This window comes from Pseudomonas sp. 910_23 (genome assembly GCF_052850795.1).
Window position 1 is genome coordinate 256,029 of sequence record NZ_VXCZ01000005.1, and the last position, 18,555, is coordinate 274,583.

Sequence of the window (18,555 nt, forward strand, 5' to 3'; positions counted from 1 at the left end):
CGGCGTGTCAGTAGGTCAATTGAACGCCCAGGCTGCCCAAGGCTTTCCAGTACTCAGGGTAGGTCTTGGCCACGCAGTCCGGGTCCTGGATGCGAATCCCCGAAACTTTCAGCCCGGCCAGGGCAAAGCACATAGCGATGCGGTGGTCGGCGTGGGTGTCGATCAGCGCCGTGCACGCGGTGCCGGCCAGGGCTGGGTCGCTCGCCACCAGCAGGTCGTCGCCCTCAATGCTCGCCAGGCCTGGGCGGATCTCATTGAGGCCGTCGTGCAGTGCCTGTACACGGTCACATTCCTTGACGCGCAGGTTCGCCAGTTCAGTAAAACGCACCGGGGTGTTGTTGAAAGCGGCGAGCACGGCCAGGGTCGGGATTGCGTCCTGCATTTGCGAACCGACCACCGTGGCTTGCATGTTCGGGAACTGGGCGATCACCGCCTGGGCCTGGGCGTCCGGCTGGGTGAAATCCTGGGCCGCGACACCGATGTCGATACGGCCAGCGGTCAGCACTTCGGCGGCCCACAGGTAGGTAGCGGCCGAGGCGTCGGGTTCGATCAGGTAATCCCGGGCGGTGTAGCCGGTCGGGGCTACGCGCCAGGTGGTGTCGTCCACGGCTTCAACCTGGGCGCCAAAGGCGCGCATGCAATCCAGGGTCAGGTCCACGTAGCCACGGGCGCCGATGTCTTTGCCGGTCAACGCCACTTCAATCGGCGCCTCACCACAGGCCGCGAGCATCAGCAGGGCCGATACATACTGGCTGGACAAGCCGCCATCGATCTCAAAGCGCCTGGCTTGTACCTTGCCTGTGCCATGCACGGTCACGGGCGGGCAGCCAGTGGGGCTGTCGACCTGAATTCCGTTTTGGCCGAGGGCGGTCAGCAGCGGGCCAATCGGGCGCTTTTGCATGTATTCATCGCCGTCCAGCACCACGCTGCCTTGCACGGTGGCCACGGCGGCGGTGAGAAAGCGCATGGCAGTCCCGGCGTTACCGAGGAACAGTGGTTGGGCAGGCAATTGCAGCGAGCCTTGGCTGGTGACGACAAACGTGGTGTCGTCTGGCTCATCGATACTCACACCCATCTGACGCAGGGCGACCGACATGTGGCGAGTGTCATCGCTTTTCAACGCACCGCTCAAACGGCTGGTGCCCTTGGCCAATGCCGCCAGCAACAGGGCGCGGTTGGTGATGGATTTGGAGCCGGGGGGCGCGACCTTGCCATTGAGAGGAAAGTTGGGCGGTGTAACGGTCACGGTTTTTTGCGAACTCAAGGTACAAGGCTCCTGGTCAAGGCGAGGTGGCGTGGAGTGGCCGACGTGCGGACCCGAATAATCAGGCAAACACGCCATGCTTGTCGAGTGAGCAAGTGATCTGCGTGAATTTTCTGGAATGTGCTCCGATTCAAATGTGGGACGGGGCCAGCAAGCCCGGCTTAACGCTGGCTCAACCAGAAGTCATGCAGCACCCGCGCAGCCGGTTCGATTTCGCTGACCTGCTGTTGATGGGCGTTTATATCCAGGTCCGCCGGAAGTTCGAAATTGTCCTGCTCGGCGCACGCGGTGATTTTTTCCAGTTGCCCGGCTTGTTCGGCGGGCAATGGCGGCCAGTTGCCGATCGTCACACCCCGCACATAACCAAAACACCATTCTTCAGCCAGCGTCACTGCCTGGTCTTGATGTTCGGTTTCATCGAAACGGGCTTTGAATGCCTGGGAGTCGGTGGCCAATCGAGCAGCCAGGGTATTCATATGGCGTACACACAGTTCGAGAAAATCCTGGGCCTCGTCCATGTTGTCCCATTCAGGGTTTTGCCCACCCCAGATCGCCGGGAACCACTCGGCCACGTCCACCTTGGCCGGGCTGGAAACCAGGGCGGTGAAATAACCGTCGAGTTCGGCCATGTTCAGCACCGAGTGCTCTTCACCGTATTTGAGCAAGGTGGCGTCAATGAAGTCGAAATCGGCGGGAGCGAGGGGTTGGGCGTGCATGGCATATCCTTAAAACGTCGAGCGCCGCTGACAGGGGCGGCTTAAAGCGCAAAGGATGGCGTGTGCACCGGGTTTTATCCAGCGTCTTTTCCCTCACCGTGGCCAGTCCCGCTTTTGGCCGATGCGCCGTGGCGCACCCTTGATATAGTCTGGCCTTTCTCAATCGCCAGTCAGGGATCACTGCCATGTCCGAATACCAAGCCTTCGTCGTCGAACTGAGCGGCAACGTTGCCCATGTGCAGATCAATCGCCCGGAAAAGATCAACGCCATGAATGCGGCGTTCTGGACCGAAATCATCGACATCTTCCAATGGATCGACGACACCGATGCCGTGCGCGCCGTGGTGCTCAGTGGTGCGGGCAAGCATTTCTCTTCGGGTATCGACCTGATGATGCTGGCCTCGATAGCCAATGAGTTCAGCAAGGACGTGGGGCGTAATGCGCGCCTGTTACGGCGCAAGATCCTCGAGCTGCAAGCCTCGTTCAATGCGGTCGACCATTGCCGCAAGCCGGTACTCGCCGCGATCCAGGGCTACTGCATTGGCGGGGCCATTGACCTGATCAGCGCCTGCGACATGCGCTACGCGGCCGAGGGCGCGCAGTTCTCGATCAAGGAAATCGACATTGGCATGGCCGCTGACGTAGGCACTTTGCAACGCCTGCCGCGCATCATCGGCGACGGCATGTTGCGTGAGTTGGCTTACACCGGTCGCCAGTTCGGTGCTGAAGAAGCGCGCAGCATCGGCCTGGTCAATCGCGTGTATGCCGATCAGGACAGCCTGCTGGCCGGCGTTATGGAAATCGCCCATGAAATCGCCGCCAAGTCGCCAATCGCCGTGACCGGCACCAAAGCCATGATCAGCTACATGCGTGACCACACAGTCAATGACGGCCTGGAATACGTTGCCACCTGGAACTCGGCTATGTTGCAATCCAACGACTTGCGCGTGGCCATTGCGGCCCATATGAGCAAGCAGAAACCCGAATTCGTGGATTGACTGATATGACCCCAGGCTGGATTACCACAACGCTGCTGGATAACGACGCCGTCGGCGGCTGGGCCGTCGCCCGCAGCCGTGAGGGCTTTTTGCATGACGCCAATGGCCCTCTGTTCCCTCGGGAGTGGCTTAAGCGTCAGGACCTGCCGGTGTTCGCTGAACACGGCATCGGCCACCTCGATGGTGAACCGGTGTACTTGCTGGAACTCGACAGTGCTGCCGATGTGCCAGGGTGCAGTTGGCAGGGGCTGCGCGGTTTCATGCTACAGGGCGATCACACTCTCTACAGAGTGCTGGGCTACGCCGCCCAGATCGGCACCTGGGCGCGGGAGCATCGTTTCTGCGGCAGTTGCGGCCAGGCCATGGTTCAGGTCCCGCGGGAGCGGGCGATGTACTGCGCGCCTTGCGACCTGCGCAGCTACCCACGGATTTCGCCGAGCATGATCGTGCTGGTGACCCGTGGCGACGAGATCCTGCTGGCGCGCTCGCCACGTTTCGTCACAGGGGTCTACAGCACCTTGGCCGGCTTTGCCGAACCCGGCGAATCGGCCGAAGACTGCCTGATCCGCGAAGTGCGCGAGGAAGTGCAGATAGAAGTGAAGAATATCCAGTACATGGGCAGCCAGTGCTGGCCGTTCCCCCATTCGATGATGCTGGGTTTCCACGCCGAGTACGCCGGTGGCGACATCGTGCCCCAGGCCGACGAGATCGAGGATGCGCAGTGGTTCAACATCCACGAACTGCCGCCGTTGCCGGCGTCACGTTCGATTGCGCGTTACCTGATCGACCTCTACGTGGCCCGCCGCTTAGGCCACGCTGAACCAGTGCTGCCAGGCTAGGCGTACGGTCAGGCCCAGCACCACGGTGATAAACACCGGGCGAATGAATTTGGCGCCGCCGCTGATTGCGCTGCGTGCGCCAAAGAACGCGCCACACATCACTGACACGCCCATCGCCAGCCCGACGATCCAGTCTACCGAGCCATTGATGATAAACACCGTCAGCGCCGCCGCGTTGCTGACGAAGTTCATGCTGCGCGCGACGCCGCTGGCCTTCACCAGGTCGATGGGGTGCAGCAGCATCGTGCTGACGGTCCAGAATGCACCGGTGCCAGGCCCGGCCACGCCGTCGTAGAAGCCCAGGCCAAAGCCCTGGGTGGCCTGCCATTTCTTCTTGATCGGTGCTTCGGCATCCACCGGCGCCTTTGGCGTACCGCCGAACAACAGGTACACCCCGCAGGCAAAGACGATCACCGGCAGCATCTTGTTCAGGGTTTCGGCGGGCAGGTAGTGGGCGACCACCGCACCGGTCAGCGCGCCGATCAATGTACCGACGATGGCGTGCACCCATTGGCGCGGGTGGAACAGCTTGCGCCGGTAAAAGGTGAAACTGGCGGTGGCCGAGCCGAAGGTGGAGCTGAGTTTGTTGGTGCCCAGTACCAGGTGAGGCGGCATACCGGCTGTGAGCAGGGCCGGTGTGGTCAGCAGCCCGCCGCCGCCGGCGATGGCGTCGATAAAACCGGCGATAAAGGCAACGACGGCCAGGATGGCCAGGGTGGTGAGGTCAACGCTGAGTTCGAAGGGCATGGGCAGGGCTTATTGTTGGAGGTGCGCTATGCGAAGGCCGCCATCTTACCTGCCGAATGCACGCAGAACCAAATGTGGGAGCAAGCCCCTCCCACATTTTTAAATCCGTCTGCTTGGCTATTTGTGGGTTCCCAGCCACTCCAGCGCCGTACGCCAGATGCAAATGCCCAGGAAATACGCCGACATCAGCGACCACAATCCGAACGTCCACGGGTTGGTGTTGGGATAGTCCACCACCATCAAAAAGCTGCACAGTAACCAGATCGTAGTCACCGCAATATTGATCGGCATGAAGCGCTTGACCCGGAATGGGTGCAAAAACTTCATCGGTGTCACGGTCAGCAGGGCCAGGCCGATCACGGTCAGCAAGGTGACCCAGGCGTCAGGCTGGATGATGTACACGCACAGGGCGACCACGTTCCAGGCGGCGGGGAAGCCGACGAAGTAGTTGTCCTTGCTCTTCATGTTCACATTGCAAAAGCAGAACAGCGAAGACACCAGAATCACCGACACCGTAAACAGGTGGGTAAATTCCGGCAGGTCGATATAGCGGTAGATAAACAGTGCGGGGATGAACACATAGGTGAGGTAATCGATCACCAGGTCCAGGACCGAGCCGTCAAAGCTGGGCAATACCGTGCTGACATTCACCCGTCGTGCCAGCGAGCCATCGACGCCATCCACCACCAGCGCCAGGCCCAGCCACAGCAGGCACGCCTTGGGGGAGTTTTCCAGCAGCGCCAGGGTGGCCAGGAAGGCCAGTACCACTCCGGTGGCAGTAAAGCCGTGGGCGCCCCAGGCTTTGAGTCTGGCTACATGCAGGGTCGATATCACGGGCGGTTCTCCAAAAGGTCAAACGGGGCAGCCGACAACGTAGCGCCGTCGAGTCTGGCCGGGGAATGCAGGTATCGACCGGGAAGAGGGGGATAAGGTTCACCGCCCGGTGTCTGCGTAAGCGTAGCAAGCGTAGGACGATTCGGCATCAACCCTGACGGAACACCAGGGCCTTCAGCCCACTTTGCGGATCGACGTCGGGGAATTCCGGCGGGTTGTCCAGGCGCTGCACAAAGCGCAGGCCCGGTGCTTCGCGGGTTACACCGTCGATCAGGAAATCTTCGCCGAAGGCCGGGTCATTCATGCACGCCAGCACCGTACCTTGGGCGGTGAGCAAGTCCGGCAGGCGGCGCAGCACGCGCTGGTAGTCCTTGGTCAGCAGGAAGCTGCCTTTCTGGAATGACGGCGGGTCGATGATCACCAGATCGTAAGGGCCGCTGTGGGTGACCTTGGCCCAGGACTTGAACAAGTCGTGGCCCAGGAAGGTGACTTTGCCCAGGTCATGCCCGTTCAGGCGATGGTTGTCGCGGCCACGACTGAGGGCGCCACGGGCCATGTCCAGGTTCACCACATGGTCGGCGCCGCCTTCGATGGCGGCCACCGAAAAACCGCAGGTATAGGCAAACAAATTCAGCACGCGCTGGCCTTGGGCCTGTTCGCGCACCCAGTTGCGCCCGTAGCGCATGTCGAGAAATAGCCCGCTGTTCTGCTTTTTACCCAGGTCGATCAGGTACCGCAGGCCGCCCTCGGTGATGGTCAGCTCATCGATGGCCTCACCCACTAACCACTCGGTGGTGCTTTGCGGCAGGTAGCGGTGTTGCAGCGCCACTGTGCGCGCGCCAAAGCTCGCCCAGTCGATGTTCAGCAGCGTCTGCTTGAGGGCTTGCAGGTGCTCGGTTTCCTTGAACAGCGCCACCAGCACCACCCCTTGCAGCCAGTCCACCGTCAGTTGTTCCAGGCCCGGCCAGCAACGGCCACGGCCATGGAACAGGCGCCGGGTTTCCACCGGTGCGTCAGCCAGGGCGGTCAGCAAGTGGGCGTGAAGGGTAGCGAGTGCGTCTGGGTTCATCGTTGTGCGTCAGTCATCGGGCGGGCGGCATTTTAAACACAATTGCCGGGTTTGCGGGTGCATGAGCACAACGTGCTGGAATAAAGCCGATCTACAGTGATTCATGCTCAAAATTCTGTTGGGCGCGCCTCATAACAGGCAAAAAATCCTTCAGCACCGACATAAACTGGAAAAAAGTCCGGAGGTGCCCATGAACGGTTTCGCCCACGCAGTCAATCACACGGCGCAGGATCAGCAGGAGCTGGATGAGTGGCGTGATGCCCTGGCCTCGCTGGTGGCCAATGCCGGCCCCGCCCGGGCCCGCGAAATTCTCGACCTGCTGGCCCGCGAAGGCGGTGCGCCGGGCATCGACTGGAAACCCCGCCACGGCACACCGTATATCAACAGCATCAGCGTCGAGCAGCAGCCGGCTTTTCCCGGCGACCTGGCCACCGAAGAGCGCCTCGCCTCGCTGGTGCGCTGGAATGCCCTGGCCATGGTGGTGCGCGCCAATCAGGCGTATGGCGAATTGGGCGGGCATATCGCCAGTTACGCCAGCGCCGCGGATTTGTTCGAAGTGGGCTTCAACCACTTTTTCCGCGCCCGCAGCGAGCAATCCGGCGGTGACCTGGTGTTCTACCAGCCCCATTCGGCGCCCGGTATTTATGCCCGTGCCTACCTTGAAGGGCGCCTGACAGAACAGGATCTGGCCCACTACCGCCAAGAAATCGGTGGGCCGAAGGAGGGCGCTCGCGGGCTGTTCAGCTATCCCCATCCATGGTTGATGCCCGACTTCTGGCAGTTCCCCACCGGTTCCATGGGCATTGGCCCCATCAGCTCGATTTTCCAGGCGCGCTTTATGCGTTACCTGCAGCACCGCAGCTTGCAGGACACCTCGGACCGCCATGTGTGGGGCGTGTTCGGCGACGGCGAAATGGACGAACCGGAAAGCATGTCAGCCCTGACCCTGGCCGCCCGCGAGGGCCTGGATAACCTGACCTGGGTCGTCAACTGCAACCTGCAACGCCTCGACGGCCCGGTACGCGGTAATGGACGCATCATCGACGAGTTGGAGGCATTGTTCAGCGGCGCCGGTTGGAATGTGATCAAACTGGTGTGGGGCTCGGACTGGGATGCGTTGCTCGCCAAGGACGCCGACGGCTCATTGGTCCGAACCCTTTCGCAGACCGTGGATGGCCAGTTCCAGACCTTCGCCGCCAAGGATGGCGCCTATAACCGCGAGCATTTTTTTGGCCAGAGTGAAGCCCTGGCCAAGCTGGTCGAGAGCCTGAGCGATGAGCAGATCGACCGCCTCAAGCGTGGCGGCCATGACATGGTCAAGATCCACGCCGCTTACCACGCTGCCCGTCGGACCAAGGGCAAACCCACGGTGATCCTGGCCCAGACCAAAAAGGGCTTTGGCATGGGCGAAGCCGGGCAGGGCAAGATGACCACTCACCAACAGAAGAAGCTTGATCGCCAGGCGCTGATTGCCTTTCGCAATCGCTTCCAATTGCCGCTGTCGGATGAGCAGGTCGAGTCCTTGAGTTTTTTCAAGCCGGCCGATGACAGCCTGGAGTTACGCTACCTGCACCAGCGCCGCAAGGCCCTGGGCGGTTACGTGCCCAGCCGCAGCCAGCTCGCAGCGCGGGTCAGCGTGCCGTCCATGAGCGGTTATGCGGGTTTCGCCACGGCCGCTGAAGGCAAGGAAATGTCTACCACCATGGCCTTCGTCCGTATGCTCACCCACTTGCTCAAAGACGGACAATTGGGGCCGCGCATCGTACCCATCGTTGCCGACGAGGCGCGTACGTTCGGCATGGCCAACCTGTTCAAGCAGATTGGCATCTACTCCAGTGTCGGCCAGCACTATGAGCCGGAAGACATCGGCTCGATCCTCAGTTACCGCGAAGCCACCGACGGGCAGATCCTGGAAGAAGGCATCAGCGAAGCCAGCGCCATCAGTTCCTGGGTGGCCGCCGCGACCAGTTACTCGGTGCATGGCCTGCGCATGTTGCCCTTCTATATCTATTACTCGATGTTCGGTTTTCAGCGCGTGGGCGACCTGATCTGGGCGGCTGCCGACCAGCGTGCCCGGGGCTTCCTGCTCGGCGCCACGGCCGGCCGCACCACCCTGGGCGGCGAAGGTTTGCAGCATCAGGACGGCAGCAGCCACCTTGCTGCCGCCGCCGTGCCCAATTGCCGCGCCTACGATCCGGCGTTCGCCGGTGAGTTTGCGGTGATCCTCGACCACGGTATGCGTCGGATGCTGGAGCAGGATGTCGACGAGTTCTACTACGTGACGCTGATGAACGAAAACTACGCGCAACCCAGCCTGCCGGAAGGCGTGGAAGGCGCGATCATCAAGGGCATGTATCGCTTGCAGGGTACGCAGGACGCGCAGGACGCGCAGGTGCGCCTGCTCGGCTCCGGCACGCTGGTGCGTGAGGCCCTGGCGGCGGCGCAGTTGCTGATGGATGACTGGCAGGTGCAAAGCGCGGTGTACAGCGTCACCAGCTTCAGTGAACTGGCGCGGGAAGCGAGAGAGGTGGAGCGCTGGAATCGCCTGCATCCGCAGGGCATCAAGCGTGTCAGTCATTTGGATGACTGTTTGCCCAAAGGCGCGCCGGTGATTGCCATGTCCGACTATGTGCGGGCAGTGCCGCAGATGATTGGCTCGTACGTGGATTCGGGCTACACCGTGCTCGGCACTGATGGGTTTGGGCGCAGTGATACACGGGCGGCGTTGCGTGATTTCTTTGAGGTGGATCGGCACCATATTGTGCTGGCAGCGTTGACGGCCTTGGTGGAGCAGGGGAGTTTGGCGCCGGCTGTGTGTCAGCGGGCGATTCATCTCTACGGGTTGCAGCCAGAACGGGATGCGCCCTGGACCTGCTGATTGTGGGAGGGGCTTGCTCCCGATAGCGGTGTGTCAGTAGCTGATTGAGCTGACTGATACACCGCCATCGGGAGCAAGCCCCCTCCCACAGTTGATTGCTGGTGTTGCTTAGAGTGTGGCGATCAGGGCTGGCCCGAAGGCATCCTTGAGGAATCCAGGGGCGATATAGCGCTCGTAATGCGCCTCTGAAAGCAGAAAGAATTCCCGATCTATCGCATCGCGCAAATCCGCCAGGTGGCGCTCGCGAAACTCCGGCAGCAATGCCAACCCATAGGCATCCAGCCTGGAAATCACCCGTGCACCCCGCGCGATCAGCTGGTATGCCCAGCAATACGGCGACTGGTGCGGCATAAAGCGAATCTTGCGGGCCTCCAACTGCTGTCGCAGGCAGTGTGGGTCGAACACTTCCAGCTTGCTGGCCATCACCTGCACCAGTAGCTGTTCCAGACGCAGCCATACCGCCTGTTTTTCCTCGGCGTTATAGCCATTCCACTGGATCACCTCGTGGTGATAGCGCTTGCAGCCCCGACAGACCAGGTCACCGTAGACGGTGGAGCACAGGCCGACGCAAGGGGTCTTGATGGAGTGCGGCATTTTCAAGCCTTTGAAGAAAGTGTAAGCGTGTTTAGTCGGTGTTTCTGCGTCGCCAAATGGGCAACGATGGCTTCAATCCATTGCGAGCGACACCCATGAGAACATCGATCAAACCCTGGCTGTATGCCGTGATGTTCACCGCTGTTGCCGGCTGTTCCAACCCACCCACTCAAAGAGACATCGCCATGCCCAAACCTCTGGTATCCCTCGCCGTACTCAAGGCCAAACCTGGCCAAGAACACGCGCTCAAGACTGGCTTGCTGAGCCTGATCGAACCGACGCGGGCCGAACCTGGCAATCTGGATTACGTGTTGTTCGAGCGACGCGATGAACCCGGCACGTTCTATATGCGCGAGGCGTTCAAGAGCCAGGCAGCACTGGATGAGCATTTTGCCACGCCGTACTTCCAGCACTTTGCCGCCACGGCGGATGCTTTGCTCAGCGAGCCGTTGCAGTTGATTTTCCTGGAGCAGGTGTCTAACTGAAGCCGTTGACTGTAGGAGCGAGCTTGCTCGCTCCTACAGGGTTACGTCAGTCCCAGCTCAGCGCACCACCTGTTTGATACTCGATCACACGGGTTTCGAAGAAGTTTTTCTCTTTCTTCAAGTCCATGATCTCGCTCATCCAAGGGAACGGGTTGGTGGTGCCTGGGTACTCTTCCTTCAAGCCAATCTGCGACAGGCGACGGTTGGCGATGAACTTGAGGTAATCCTCCATCATCGCCGCGTTCATGCCCAGCACGCCGCGAGGCATGGTGTCGCGAGCGTACTCGATCTCCAGCTGGGTCCCTTGCAGAATCATCTGGGTCGCTTCTTCCTTCATCTCGGCATCCCACAAGTGCGGGTTTTCGATTTTGATCTGGTTGATCACATCGATACCGAAGTTCAGGTGCATCGACTCATCGCGCAGGATGTACTGGAACTGTTCGGCCACGCCGGTCATTTTGTTGCGGCGGCCCATGGACAGAATCTGGGTGAAACCGCAGTAGAAGAAGATGCCTTCCAGTACGCAGTAGTAGGCGACCAGGTTGCGCAGCAGTTCTTTGTCGGTTTCGACGGTGCCGGTTTCGAACTTCGGATCGGAGATCGAACGGGTGTACTTGAGGCCCCAGGCTGCCTTTTTGGCGACCGATGGAATCTCGTGGTACATGTTGAAGATCTCGCCTTCATCCATGGCCAGCGATTCGATGCAGTACTGGTAGGCGTGGGTGTGGATCGCTTCTTCGAAGGCCTGGCGCAGGATGTACTGGCGGCACTCCGGGTTGGTGATCAGGCGGTACACGGCCAGCACCAGGTTGTTGGCAACCAGGGAGTCGGCGGTGGAGAAGAATCCGAGGTTGCGCATGACGATGCGGCGTTCGTCGTCGGTCAGGCCTTCGGGGTTTTTCCACAGGGCGATGTCGGCGGTCATGTTGACCTCTTGCGGCATCCAGTGGTTGGCGCAGCCGTCGAGGTATTTCTGCCAGGCCCAGTCGTACTTGAAGGGCACGAGTTGGTTGAGGTCGGCGCGGCAGTTGATCATGCGTTTTTCGTCAACGGCGACGCGGGCGGCGGAGCCTTCCAGCTCGGCGAGGCCTTCGGCGACGTCGAGTTTGTCCAGGGCGGCCTTGGCGCGTACGATGGCGGCCGAATCACTGGCGGTGACGGCGCGGGCTTCGATGGCGGCAGCGGCGCCGGCACCGTCGAGGCGGTCCATGTTGGCTTCGGTGGCGTGGCCGGCGTTGGCGCCTTTGATCACCGCTGCACCGGTGTCTTCGTTGTCGACTTCATCCCAACTCAGCATTGAAATACTCCCTTCTGATCCGTTCTGACGGTGTTCAACCCGTCCAAAAATGTGCGATTTGCAGGCTACCAGGCATTGAAATACTGCGCTGAGTGTGGTCGGTGAATACCGATTCTGCACACTATGTAGTGGTCTGTTCTGTTTGTGGGCACACTATATGGTGTGTAACAAGGTTGGTCAACGCACAAGATATGCGGTCATACGTCGCTGTCGAGCGTGCGGCGCCGGGCAGATGGGCGCCGAAGGATATTTCTCTCATATATCATTATGGAATGGATAAATAGTTATTTATTCCTTTTAATGTTTTCTCGTGAGGCGCATTTTGGGGGCCTGCGCATTCGTGCGGATTGACCCAACAGCCAAAAGGAAAGCCGACATGACCATCAAAGCGATCAACGTGCGCAACCAGTTCAAAGGCGTAATCAAGGAAATTCTGCTGGGGGAAGTCGTGTCGGAAATCGACGTGCAGACGGCGTCCGGCATTGTTACTTCGGTGATTACCACGCGCTCGGTACGTGACCTGGAATTGAAGGTGGGCAGCGAAGTGATTGCCTTTGTGAAGTCGACGGAAGTGTCCATCGCCAAGTTGTGAATGGATAACGTGGGTGGGGATTGCTTACCCCTCCCACGAATGTTTCGCTGGGCAAGTCAGCGCTGGCGCAAGGCACGTTCCATGCGCTGTATACCTTCCTCGAGCATCGCCCGTGGGCAACCGAAGTTCAGGCGCACGAACTGTTGGCTGTCATCGCCAAATTCAATCCCGGCACTCAGGCCGACCCTGGCCTGTTCCAGAAAGAACCGTTGCGGGTCTTCCAGGCCCAATGCGCTGCAATCGAGCCACGCCAGGAAGGTACCTTGTGGTGCGTGCATCACTACACCGGGCAGGCGGGTCTTTAGCGCATCGAGCAGGTAATCACGGTTGGCCTGCAGGTACTGCAACAGCGCAGCGAGCCAGTCGCCGCATTGGCTGTAGGCCGCGCGAGTGGCTTCCAGGCCCAGGGGGCTGATGCTGTCGACCATGCCGCAGCGTGCGTTATTGAAGCGCTCGCGCAGCTCGGCGTTTTGCACCACGGCGAAGCAGGTCTTCAAACCCGCCACGTTATACGCCTTGCTCGCCGACATCAGGGTGATGGTGCGCTGGGCAATCTCGGGGCTGAGGCTGGCAGTGGGGATATGCCGGCGACCATCGAAGCACAACTCGGCATGAATCTCGTCGCTGATGATCAGCGCGCCGCTGTCAAGGCAGGCGTCGGCCACAGCCTGCAGTTCTTCGCGGGGGAATACTTTGCCGATGGGATTGTGCGGGTTACTCAGCAGCAGCGCACCGGCACCGCTTAATGCCTGGCGCATCGCAGGCATTGGCGTGACGTATTCGCCGTTGATCAACTCGAACGGCATTTCGATGCGCGGCAGGTTCCAGTTGCCGGGTGCCAGGCGAATCGGCCGGTAGTTGGGGGTTTGCAGCACTACCGCTTGGCCGGGTTTGACGAAGGCGTGCAAGGCCATGTTGAAACCAGGCTCGACGCCAGGCAGAAATAGCAGTTCTTCAGGTTGTACGCGCCAGGCGTACTTGGCCCACAGGTCCGCGATGATGGCCTCGCGCACATCCGGGCCGGCCATGCTGTAGCCAAGAATCTGTTGGTCGAGGCGCGTGTGCAGGGCTTGCAATACAGCGGGCGGCGCGGCGATGTCCATATCGGCGATCCACATCGGCAGAACGTCTTGCGGGTAACGGCTCCACTTGGTACTGCCGGTACCGTGGCGTGGGTGGAGCGTGTCGAAATCAAAGCTCATGAAAAAGGCTCGTATCAAAGCGGCGGCGAAAAAGTGGCGCTGATTCTAGCGCCATTGACGGTACAAATGTGGGAGAGAGCTAGCCCCCTCCCACATTCGGTTTATTCGCTGTTTCGTTACGCGTCCGTTCCATGACCGACAAGTTCTGTAATAAAAACGCCATTGCACTGGGGATTAGATTTGGGAGCGGCTATTTTGGCGCATCTCAATAAATAGAGTAGCCATGGATGAAATACCAACCTTTGCACCGCACTTTGATCGCCACTGCGCTCGTGTTGACAGTCAGCGGTGTTCACGCCGCTTCCCAGGCCCCGGTAGCCGGTGAAAATGGCATGGTGGTGACGGCCCAGCACCTGGCCACCCATGTTGGCGTGGATGTGCTCAAGGCCGGCGGCAACGCAGTGGATGCAGCCGTTGCCGTGGGCTACGCGCTGGCGGTGGTGTACCCGGCGGCGGGTAACCTCGGTGGCGGCGGTTTCATGACCGTGCAACTGGCGGACGGACGCAAGACCTTCCTCGACTTCCGCGAAAAGGCCCCGTTGGCGGCCACCGCCGACATGTATCTGGACAAGGCCGGCAACGTGGTCGAGGGCCTCAGCGCCAAAGGCCATTTGGCGGTCGGCGTACCGGGTACCGTTTCCGGCATGGAACTGGCCCTGAGCAAATACGGCACTCTCAAGCGCGCCCAAGTGATTGCCCCGGCGATCAAACTGGCGGAAAACGGCTTTGAGCTGGAGCAGGGCGATATCGACCTGTTGCACACCGCCACTGGCGAATTCGAGAAAGATCAGGATTTGCGCGGGATCTTCCTGCACAACGGCCAACCGCTGCAGGTGGGCCAGAAATTGGTGCAAAAAGACCTGGCCAGAACCCTCAAGGAAATCTCCGCCAAGGGCACCGACGGTTTCTATAAAGGTTGGGTGGCCAAGGCCTTGGTGGATTCCAGCCAGACCGGCAAGGGCATCATCACCCAGGCCGACCTCGACAAGTACAAGACCCGCGAACTGGCGCCCATCGAGTGCGATTACCGTGGTTATCATGTGGTCTCGGCGCCGCCACCCAGTTCGGGCGGCGTGGTGATCTGCCAGATCATGAACATCCTCGAAGGCTACCCGATGGCCGACCTCGGTTATCACTCGGCCCAGGGCCTGCACTACCAGATCGAAGCGATGCGCCATGCCTACGTGGACCGCAACAGCTACCTCGGCGATCCGGACTTCGTGAAGAACCCGATCGAGCATCTGCTGGACAAGAACTACGCCACCAAGCTGCGCGCCGCCATCGAGCCGCAAAAGGCCGGTGATTCCCAGGCGATCAAGCCAGGTGTGTCACCCCACGAAGGCAACAACACCACTCACTATTCGATCGTCGACAAATGGGGCAACGCGGTCTCGGTGACCTACACCCTCAACGATTGGTTTGGTGCCGGGGTGATGGCGAGCAAGACCGGGGTGATCCTCAACGATGAAATGGACGACTTCACCGTCAAGGTCGGCGTGCCGAACATGTACGGGCTGGTGCAGGGCGAGGCCAACGCTATTGCACCGGGCAAGGCGCCGCTGTCGTCGATGAGCCCGACCATCGTCACCAAGGACGGCAAGGCGGTCATGGTGGTCGGCACGCCAGGTGGCAGCCGCATCATCACCGCCACCTTGCTGACCATCCTGAATGTGATCGACTACAAGATGAATATCCAGGAAGCGGTCGACGCACCACGCTTCCATCAGCAATGGATGCCCGAGACCACTAACCTTGAGACCTTTGCGGTCAGCCCGGATACCCAGAAGATCCTCGAAAGCTGGGGCCATAAGTTTGCAGGCCCTCAAGATGCCAACCACTTGGCGGCGATCCTGGTAGGCGCGCCTTCCCTGGGTGGCAAGCCAGTGGGTAACAATCGTTTCTATGGGGCGAACGATCCGCGGCGCAACACGGGCTTGTCGTTGGGTTACTAAAGCCTGGTACGGTAAAAAATGTGGGAGCGGGCTTGCCCGCGAAAGCGGTGGGTCAGTCTATGCATGTGCTAGCTGATACATAGCATTCGCGGGCAAGCCCGCTCCCACAGGGGAAGTGTGTCAGCGCTTGAGCAACTGCTCTACTGCGGAAAATGCCGCCTGGCGACGCTGCTCCCAATCCCCACGAATCACCACCACCGGCTGTTGATGCTGTTGCATCCACTCCAGGCTGGCCTGGAAAAACGCCCGGCGGTCGGCCAGTTCCGGCTGGCAGCGCTGGCCATCGGCGCTCCATTCCACGTCCTCGGGGGAGAGCAGCAGGTGCAGGTCGTACTGCCGGGCCAGCAGTTCGTCATCAAGCCAACCGGGGTAATCGCCAAACAGGGTCTGGCTCCATAGCCTGTTGGTCAGCAGGTGGGTGTCGAGGATCAACAGCGCAGGGTGCCGGGCGCGGGCGCTGTCTTCCCAGGCTAATTGGCCATGGGCGATGGCGGGGATATCCGCCAGGGTCGTGTCACGCTGATGGTGATCGATGAAATGCCGCACGTATTCACCCACCATCACCCCGCCGAAGTGCGCGTGCAGTTGCGCCGCCAACCAGCTTTTGCCGCTGGATTCGGGGCCTGCCAATACCACCACCTTCATGAGTGCAACGCCGGGTCGGCGCGCCATTCGCGCCAGCCTTGTACGGCAATCACGGTAAACAGTGCATAGAGCGCCGCAGTGAGATAGAGGCCTTTGTAGAGAAACAGGCCGACAAAAATCACGTCAACGACAATCCACAGCGCCCAGCACTGCACGCGCTTTTGCGCCATCCACATCTGCGCCACCAGGCTGAAACCGGTGAGGGCGGCGTCGAGCCAGGGTTGGGCGGCGTCGGTCCAGTGGGCCATGGCGGCGCCGAGCAACAGGCTGCCGACGGCGCCTACGGCCAGGCTGACCATGATCGCAGGCGCTCGCAGGCTGGTGACCTGACGGCCCTGTTTGACTTCGCCGGCACGGGTCCATTGCCACCAGCCATACACCTGCAACGCGGCGTAGACCACTTGCAGCAGCATGTCGGAGTAGAGCTTGACCTCGAAAAACACCCAGGTGTAGAGCAGCACCATCACCAGGCCGATGGGCCAGCACCAAGGGTTTTGTTTGACCGTCAGCCAGACAGCGATCACCCCCAGGGCGGCGGCGAACAGTTCAAGCCCGGACATGGCGGATCCTTGGGAAGTGGGAGAGGGCGGTGATTGTACCCAGAGGTCAGCGATCTTCAAACTTGCGTGCAATGGGCATACATCGTACAAAAATGTGGGAGGGGCGGTGCGACGATTCGACTTGCTCCCGATATAGGTGGATCAGTCAGCTCATTTGCACCTGACCCACCGTAATCGGGAGCAAGTCGAATCGTCGCACCGCCCCTCCCACAATTTACCCGGCGCTAGATTCGGAATTGGCGCAGCAACCCATCAAGCTGTTCACTCAAGCCCCGCAATTGCGCACTCGCCACGCTCGATTGTTCCGCCGCCAGCGCCGTGCTGTGGGACAGCCCGGCCGCCTGGGTGACGTTCTGGTTGATGTCTTCCACCACATGGGCTTGTTGCAGGGTGGCGCTGGCAATCGAAGCATTCAACCCGTTGAGGTTGTGCAGTGCCTGGCCGATGGCGGTGAGGCTGGCTCCGGCCTGGCCGGCCTGTTCGATGGTCAGTTGCGAGGCACTGTGGCTGTCGCTGATGACCTTGACCGCCGCTTCCGAGTGGCCCTGCAGGCGCTCGATCATCACCTGGATTTCGGCGGTGGATTTCTGCGTGCGCTGGGCCAGCAAGCGCACTTCATCGGCAACCACCGCAAAGCCACGGCCTTGCTCCCCGGCGCGGGCAGCTTCGATGGCGGCGTTGAGGGCGAGCAAGTTGGTCTGATCGGCAATGGAACGGATCACTTCCAGTACTCCGCCGATCTGCGTGCTTTCGCTGGAGAGCGTGCGGATCACCTCCACAGCCTGGTTGATGGTGGAGGAGAGCTGATCGATCTGCTGCAAGCTGCCGTCGATATTCACTTGGCCCTGTTGCGCCTGGGCTTGGGCATCGCGCATTTCGCTGGCCGCGTGCTCGGCATTCTTGGCCACGTCCTGCACGCCGTAAGTGACTTCGTTGATGGCGGTGGCCACCAGTTCCATCTGCTGCGACTGCTGCTGGCTGCGGTCGTGGGCCTGGCTGGCGTTGTGGCCCAACTCGGTGGATGACTGGCCCAAAGCGTTCGCGCATACCTGCAATTGGCCGACCACCTGGCGCAACTTGGCGGTGAAGCCATTGAAGTGGCGGGCCAGCTGGGTAAGCTCGTCGCTGCCATGGGTGTCGAGACTGCGGGTCAGGTCGCTTTCACCGCTGGCAATATTGCCCATCGCGTTCACTGCCGCCTGCAATGGCTGCACGATACTGCGGGCGATCAGCACCACCAGCACGGCCATCATCAGCGCAATGCCCAGGCCGATTGCCGAGGCTTTCCATACCTGGGTCTTGAACTCGGCCTGCACATCATCGACGTACACGCCGGAGCCGATAATCCAGCCCCAGGGTTCGAACAGCTGGATATAGGAGGTTTTCTCCACCGGTGCGTCGGCGCCCGGTTTCGGCCAGCGATAGTTGACGATCCCGGCGCCCTTGGCCTTGGCCATAATCACGAACTCATTGAACACGGCGAAACCATCCGGGTCACGAATCGCCGAGAGGTTCTGGCCATCGAGCTTGGGGTTGGCCGCGTGCATGATCATCACGGGGGTGAGGTCGTTGATCCAGAAGTAGTCATCGTGGTCGTAGCGCAGGCCACGCACCGCGCTCAGGGCTTGCTGCTGCGCGGCGTCACGGGTCAGTACCCCGGTTTTCTCCAGGTTCTGGTAATACCCGAGCACGCCGCTAGCGGTTTGCACCACGTGCTGGGTCTGCTGGCGCTTGGCCTGGTAGAGGTCGCCGTGGATCTGGTTCAGCATCAGCAGCCCCAAGGCCAGCAGCATCAACACGGCGACTATCAGGATCAGCCAAAGGCGGCGGCTGATCGACATGCTGCGCAAACTGTTCATCGTCCTGTCACTCCATGCTCTTTA

Annotated in this window: 17 protein-coding genes; 6 read left to right on the forward strand and 11 right to left on the reverse strand. The window is 60.7% G+C overall.

Features of this window, described 5'->3' with window-relative positions:
* Positions 1-7 precede the first annotated feature (7 nt).
* Positions 8-1,264 carry a 3-phosphoshikimate 1-carboxyvinyltransferase gene (locus tag FW800_RS08300; protein ID WP_194438370.1) on the reverse strand — a complete coding sequence of 419 codons (1,257 nt, stop codon included), beginning with the start codon at positions 1,262-1,264 and terminating at the stop codon, positions 8-10.
* A gap of 161 nt (positions 1,265-1,425) precedes the next feature.
* Positions 1,426-1,980, reverse strand: a complete 555-nt coding sequence (locus FW800_RS08305) for a UPF0149 family protein (protein ID WP_446437404.1) — start codon at positions 1,978-1,980, stop codon at positions 1,426-1,428.
* A gap of 185 nt (positions 1,981-2,165) precedes the next feature.
* Between FW800_RS08305 and FW800_RS08310 the strand changes: the two genes are divergently transcribed.
* Entirely contained in the window at positions 2,166-2,978 is an 813-nt protein-coding gene (locus tag FW800_RS08310; protein WP_032875698.1) for a crotonase/enoyl-CoA hydratase family protein, read from the forward strand.
* 5 nt (positions 2,979-2,983) lie between these two features.
* The gene (gene nudC / locus FW800_RS08315; protein WP_005788532.1) at positions 2,984-3,817 is read left to right on the forward strand and encodes an NAD(+) diphosphatase; all 834 of its coding nucleotides are present in this window, start codon (positions 2,984-2,986) and stop codon (positions 3,815-3,817) included.
* Here the strand turns inward: nudC and FW800_RS08320 are convergent.
* From FW800_RS08320 to FW800_RS08330, 3 genes are all read right to left on the reverse strand, one after another.
* The gene (locus FW800_RS08320; RefSeq protein WP_005788530.1) at positions 3,785-4,564 is read right to left on the reverse strand and encodes a TSUP family transporter; all 780 of its coding nucleotides are present in this window, start codon (positions 4,562-4,564) and stop codon (positions 3,785-3,787) included. The two genes, nudC and FW800_RS08320, sit on opposite strands and share 33 nt — an antisense overlap.
* A 117-nt stretch (positions 4,565-4,681) precedes the next feature.
* Complete coding sequence (pcsA, locus tag FW800_RS08325) at positions 4,682-5,398, reverse strand: phosphatidylcholine synthase (RefSeq protein WP_005788529.1); 717 nt, start codon at positions 5,396-5,398, stop codon at positions 4,682-4,684.
* Positions 5,399-5,546: 148 nt separating this feature from the next.
* Positions 5,547-6,467 (reverse strand): class I SAM-dependent methyltransferase, encoded by a 921-nt coding sequence (locus FW800_RS08330; RefSeq protein ID WP_446437405.1) that lies wholly within the window; start codon positions 6,465-6,467, stop codon positions 5,547-5,549.
* A 190-nt stretch (positions 6,468-6,657) separates the two neighbouring features.
* Here FW800_RS08330 and mdeB point away from each other — a divergent pair, with 190 nt between their 5' ends.
* A complete protein-coding gene (mdeB, locus tag FW800_RS08335; RefSeq protein ID WP_446437406.1) occupies positions 6,658-9,345 on the forward strand; it encodes an alpha-ketoglutarate dehydrogenase in 2,688 nt (895 codons plus the stop codon).
* A gap of 108 nt (positions 9,346-9,453) precedes the next feature.
* Here the strand turns inward: mdeB and FW800_RS08340 are convergent, their stop codons facing one another.
* Positions 9,454-9,939: a DUF1289 domain-containing protein gene (locus FW800_RS08340; RefSeq protein ID WP_005788526.1), complete on the reverse strand. Its 486-nt coding sequence runs from the start codon at positions 9,937-9,939 to the stop codon at positions 9,454-9,456.
* A gap of 185 nt (positions 9,940-10,124) precedes the next feature.
* On the opposite strand from FW800_RS08340, the gene FW800_RS08345 reads away from it, so the two are divergent.
* Positions 10,125-10,424: a putative quinol monooxygenase gene (locus tag FW800_RS08345; RefSeq protein ID WP_032875681.1), complete on the forward strand. Its 300-nt coding sequence runs from the start codon at positions 10,125-10,127 to the stop codon at positions 10,422-10,424.
* A 46-nt stretch (positions 10,425-10,470) separates the two neighbouring features.
* Here the strand turns inward: FW800_RS08345 and FW800_RS08350 are convergent, their stop codons facing one another.
* Positions 10,471-11,721: a ribonucleotide-diphosphate reductase subunit beta gene (locus FW800_RS08350; RefSeq protein ID WP_216091303.1), complete on the reverse strand. Its 1,251-nt coding sequence runs from the start codon at positions 11,719-11,721 to the stop codon at positions 10,471-10,473.
* A gap of 376 nt (positions 11,722-12,097) precedes the next feature.
* Here FW800_RS08350 and FW800_RS08355 point away from each other — a divergent pair, with 376 nt between their 5' ends.
* Positions 12,098-12,313 (forward strand): TOBE domain-containing protein, encoded by a 216-nt coding sequence (locus FW800_RS08355; protein ID WP_003173733.1) that lies wholly within the window; start codon positions 12,098-12,100, stop codon positions 12,311-12,313.
* A gap of 56 nt (positions 12,314-12,369) precedes the next feature.
* Here the strand turns inward: FW800_RS08355 and FW800_RS08360 are convergent, their stop codons facing one another.
* Positions 12,370-13,515 carry a MalY/PatB family protein gene (locus FW800_RS08360; RefSeq protein WP_446437407.1) on the reverse strand — a complete coding sequence of 382 codons (1,146 nt, stop codon included), beginning with the start codon at positions 13,513-13,515 and terminating at the stop codon, positions 12,370-12,372.
* Positions 13,516-13,742: 227 nt separating this feature from the next.
* Here FW800_RS08360 and ggt point away from each other — a divergent pair, with 227 nt between their 5' ends.
* The gene (gene ggt, locus FW800_RS08365) at positions 13,743-15,467 is read left to right on the forward strand and encodes a gamma-glutamyltransferase (protein WP_446437408.1); all 1,725 of its coding nucleotides are present in this window, start codon (positions 13,743-13,745) and stop codon (positions 15,465-15,467) included.
* 120 nt (positions 15,468-15,587) lie between these two features.
* Here the strand turns inward: ggt and FW800_RS08370 are convergent, their stop codons facing one another.
* The 3 genes from FW800_RS08370 to FW800_RS08380 form a co-directional block, all read right to left on the reverse strand.
* A complete protein-coding gene (locus FW800_RS08370; RefSeq protein WP_446437429.1) occupies positions 15,588-16,112 on the reverse strand; it encodes an AAA family ATPase in 525 nt (174 codons plus the stop codon).
* Positions 16,109-16,672, reverse strand: coding sequence for a nicotinamide riboside transporter PnuC (gene pnuC / locus FW800_RS08375; protein WP_005788520.1), 564 nt, complete (start codon positions 16,670-16,672; stop codon positions 16,109-16,111). The genes FW800_RS08370 and pnuC overlap by 4 nt, the downstream gene beginning before the upstream one ends.
* 224 nt (positions 16,673-16,896) lie before the next feature.
* The gene (locus FW800_RS08380; RefSeq protein ID WP_446437409.1) at positions 16,897-18,531 is read right to left on the reverse strand and encodes a methyl-accepting chemotaxis protein; all 1,635 of its coding nucleotides are present in this window, start codon (positions 18,529-18,531) and stop codon (positions 16,897-16,899) included.
* Positions 18,532-18,555 lie beyond the last annotated feature (24 nt).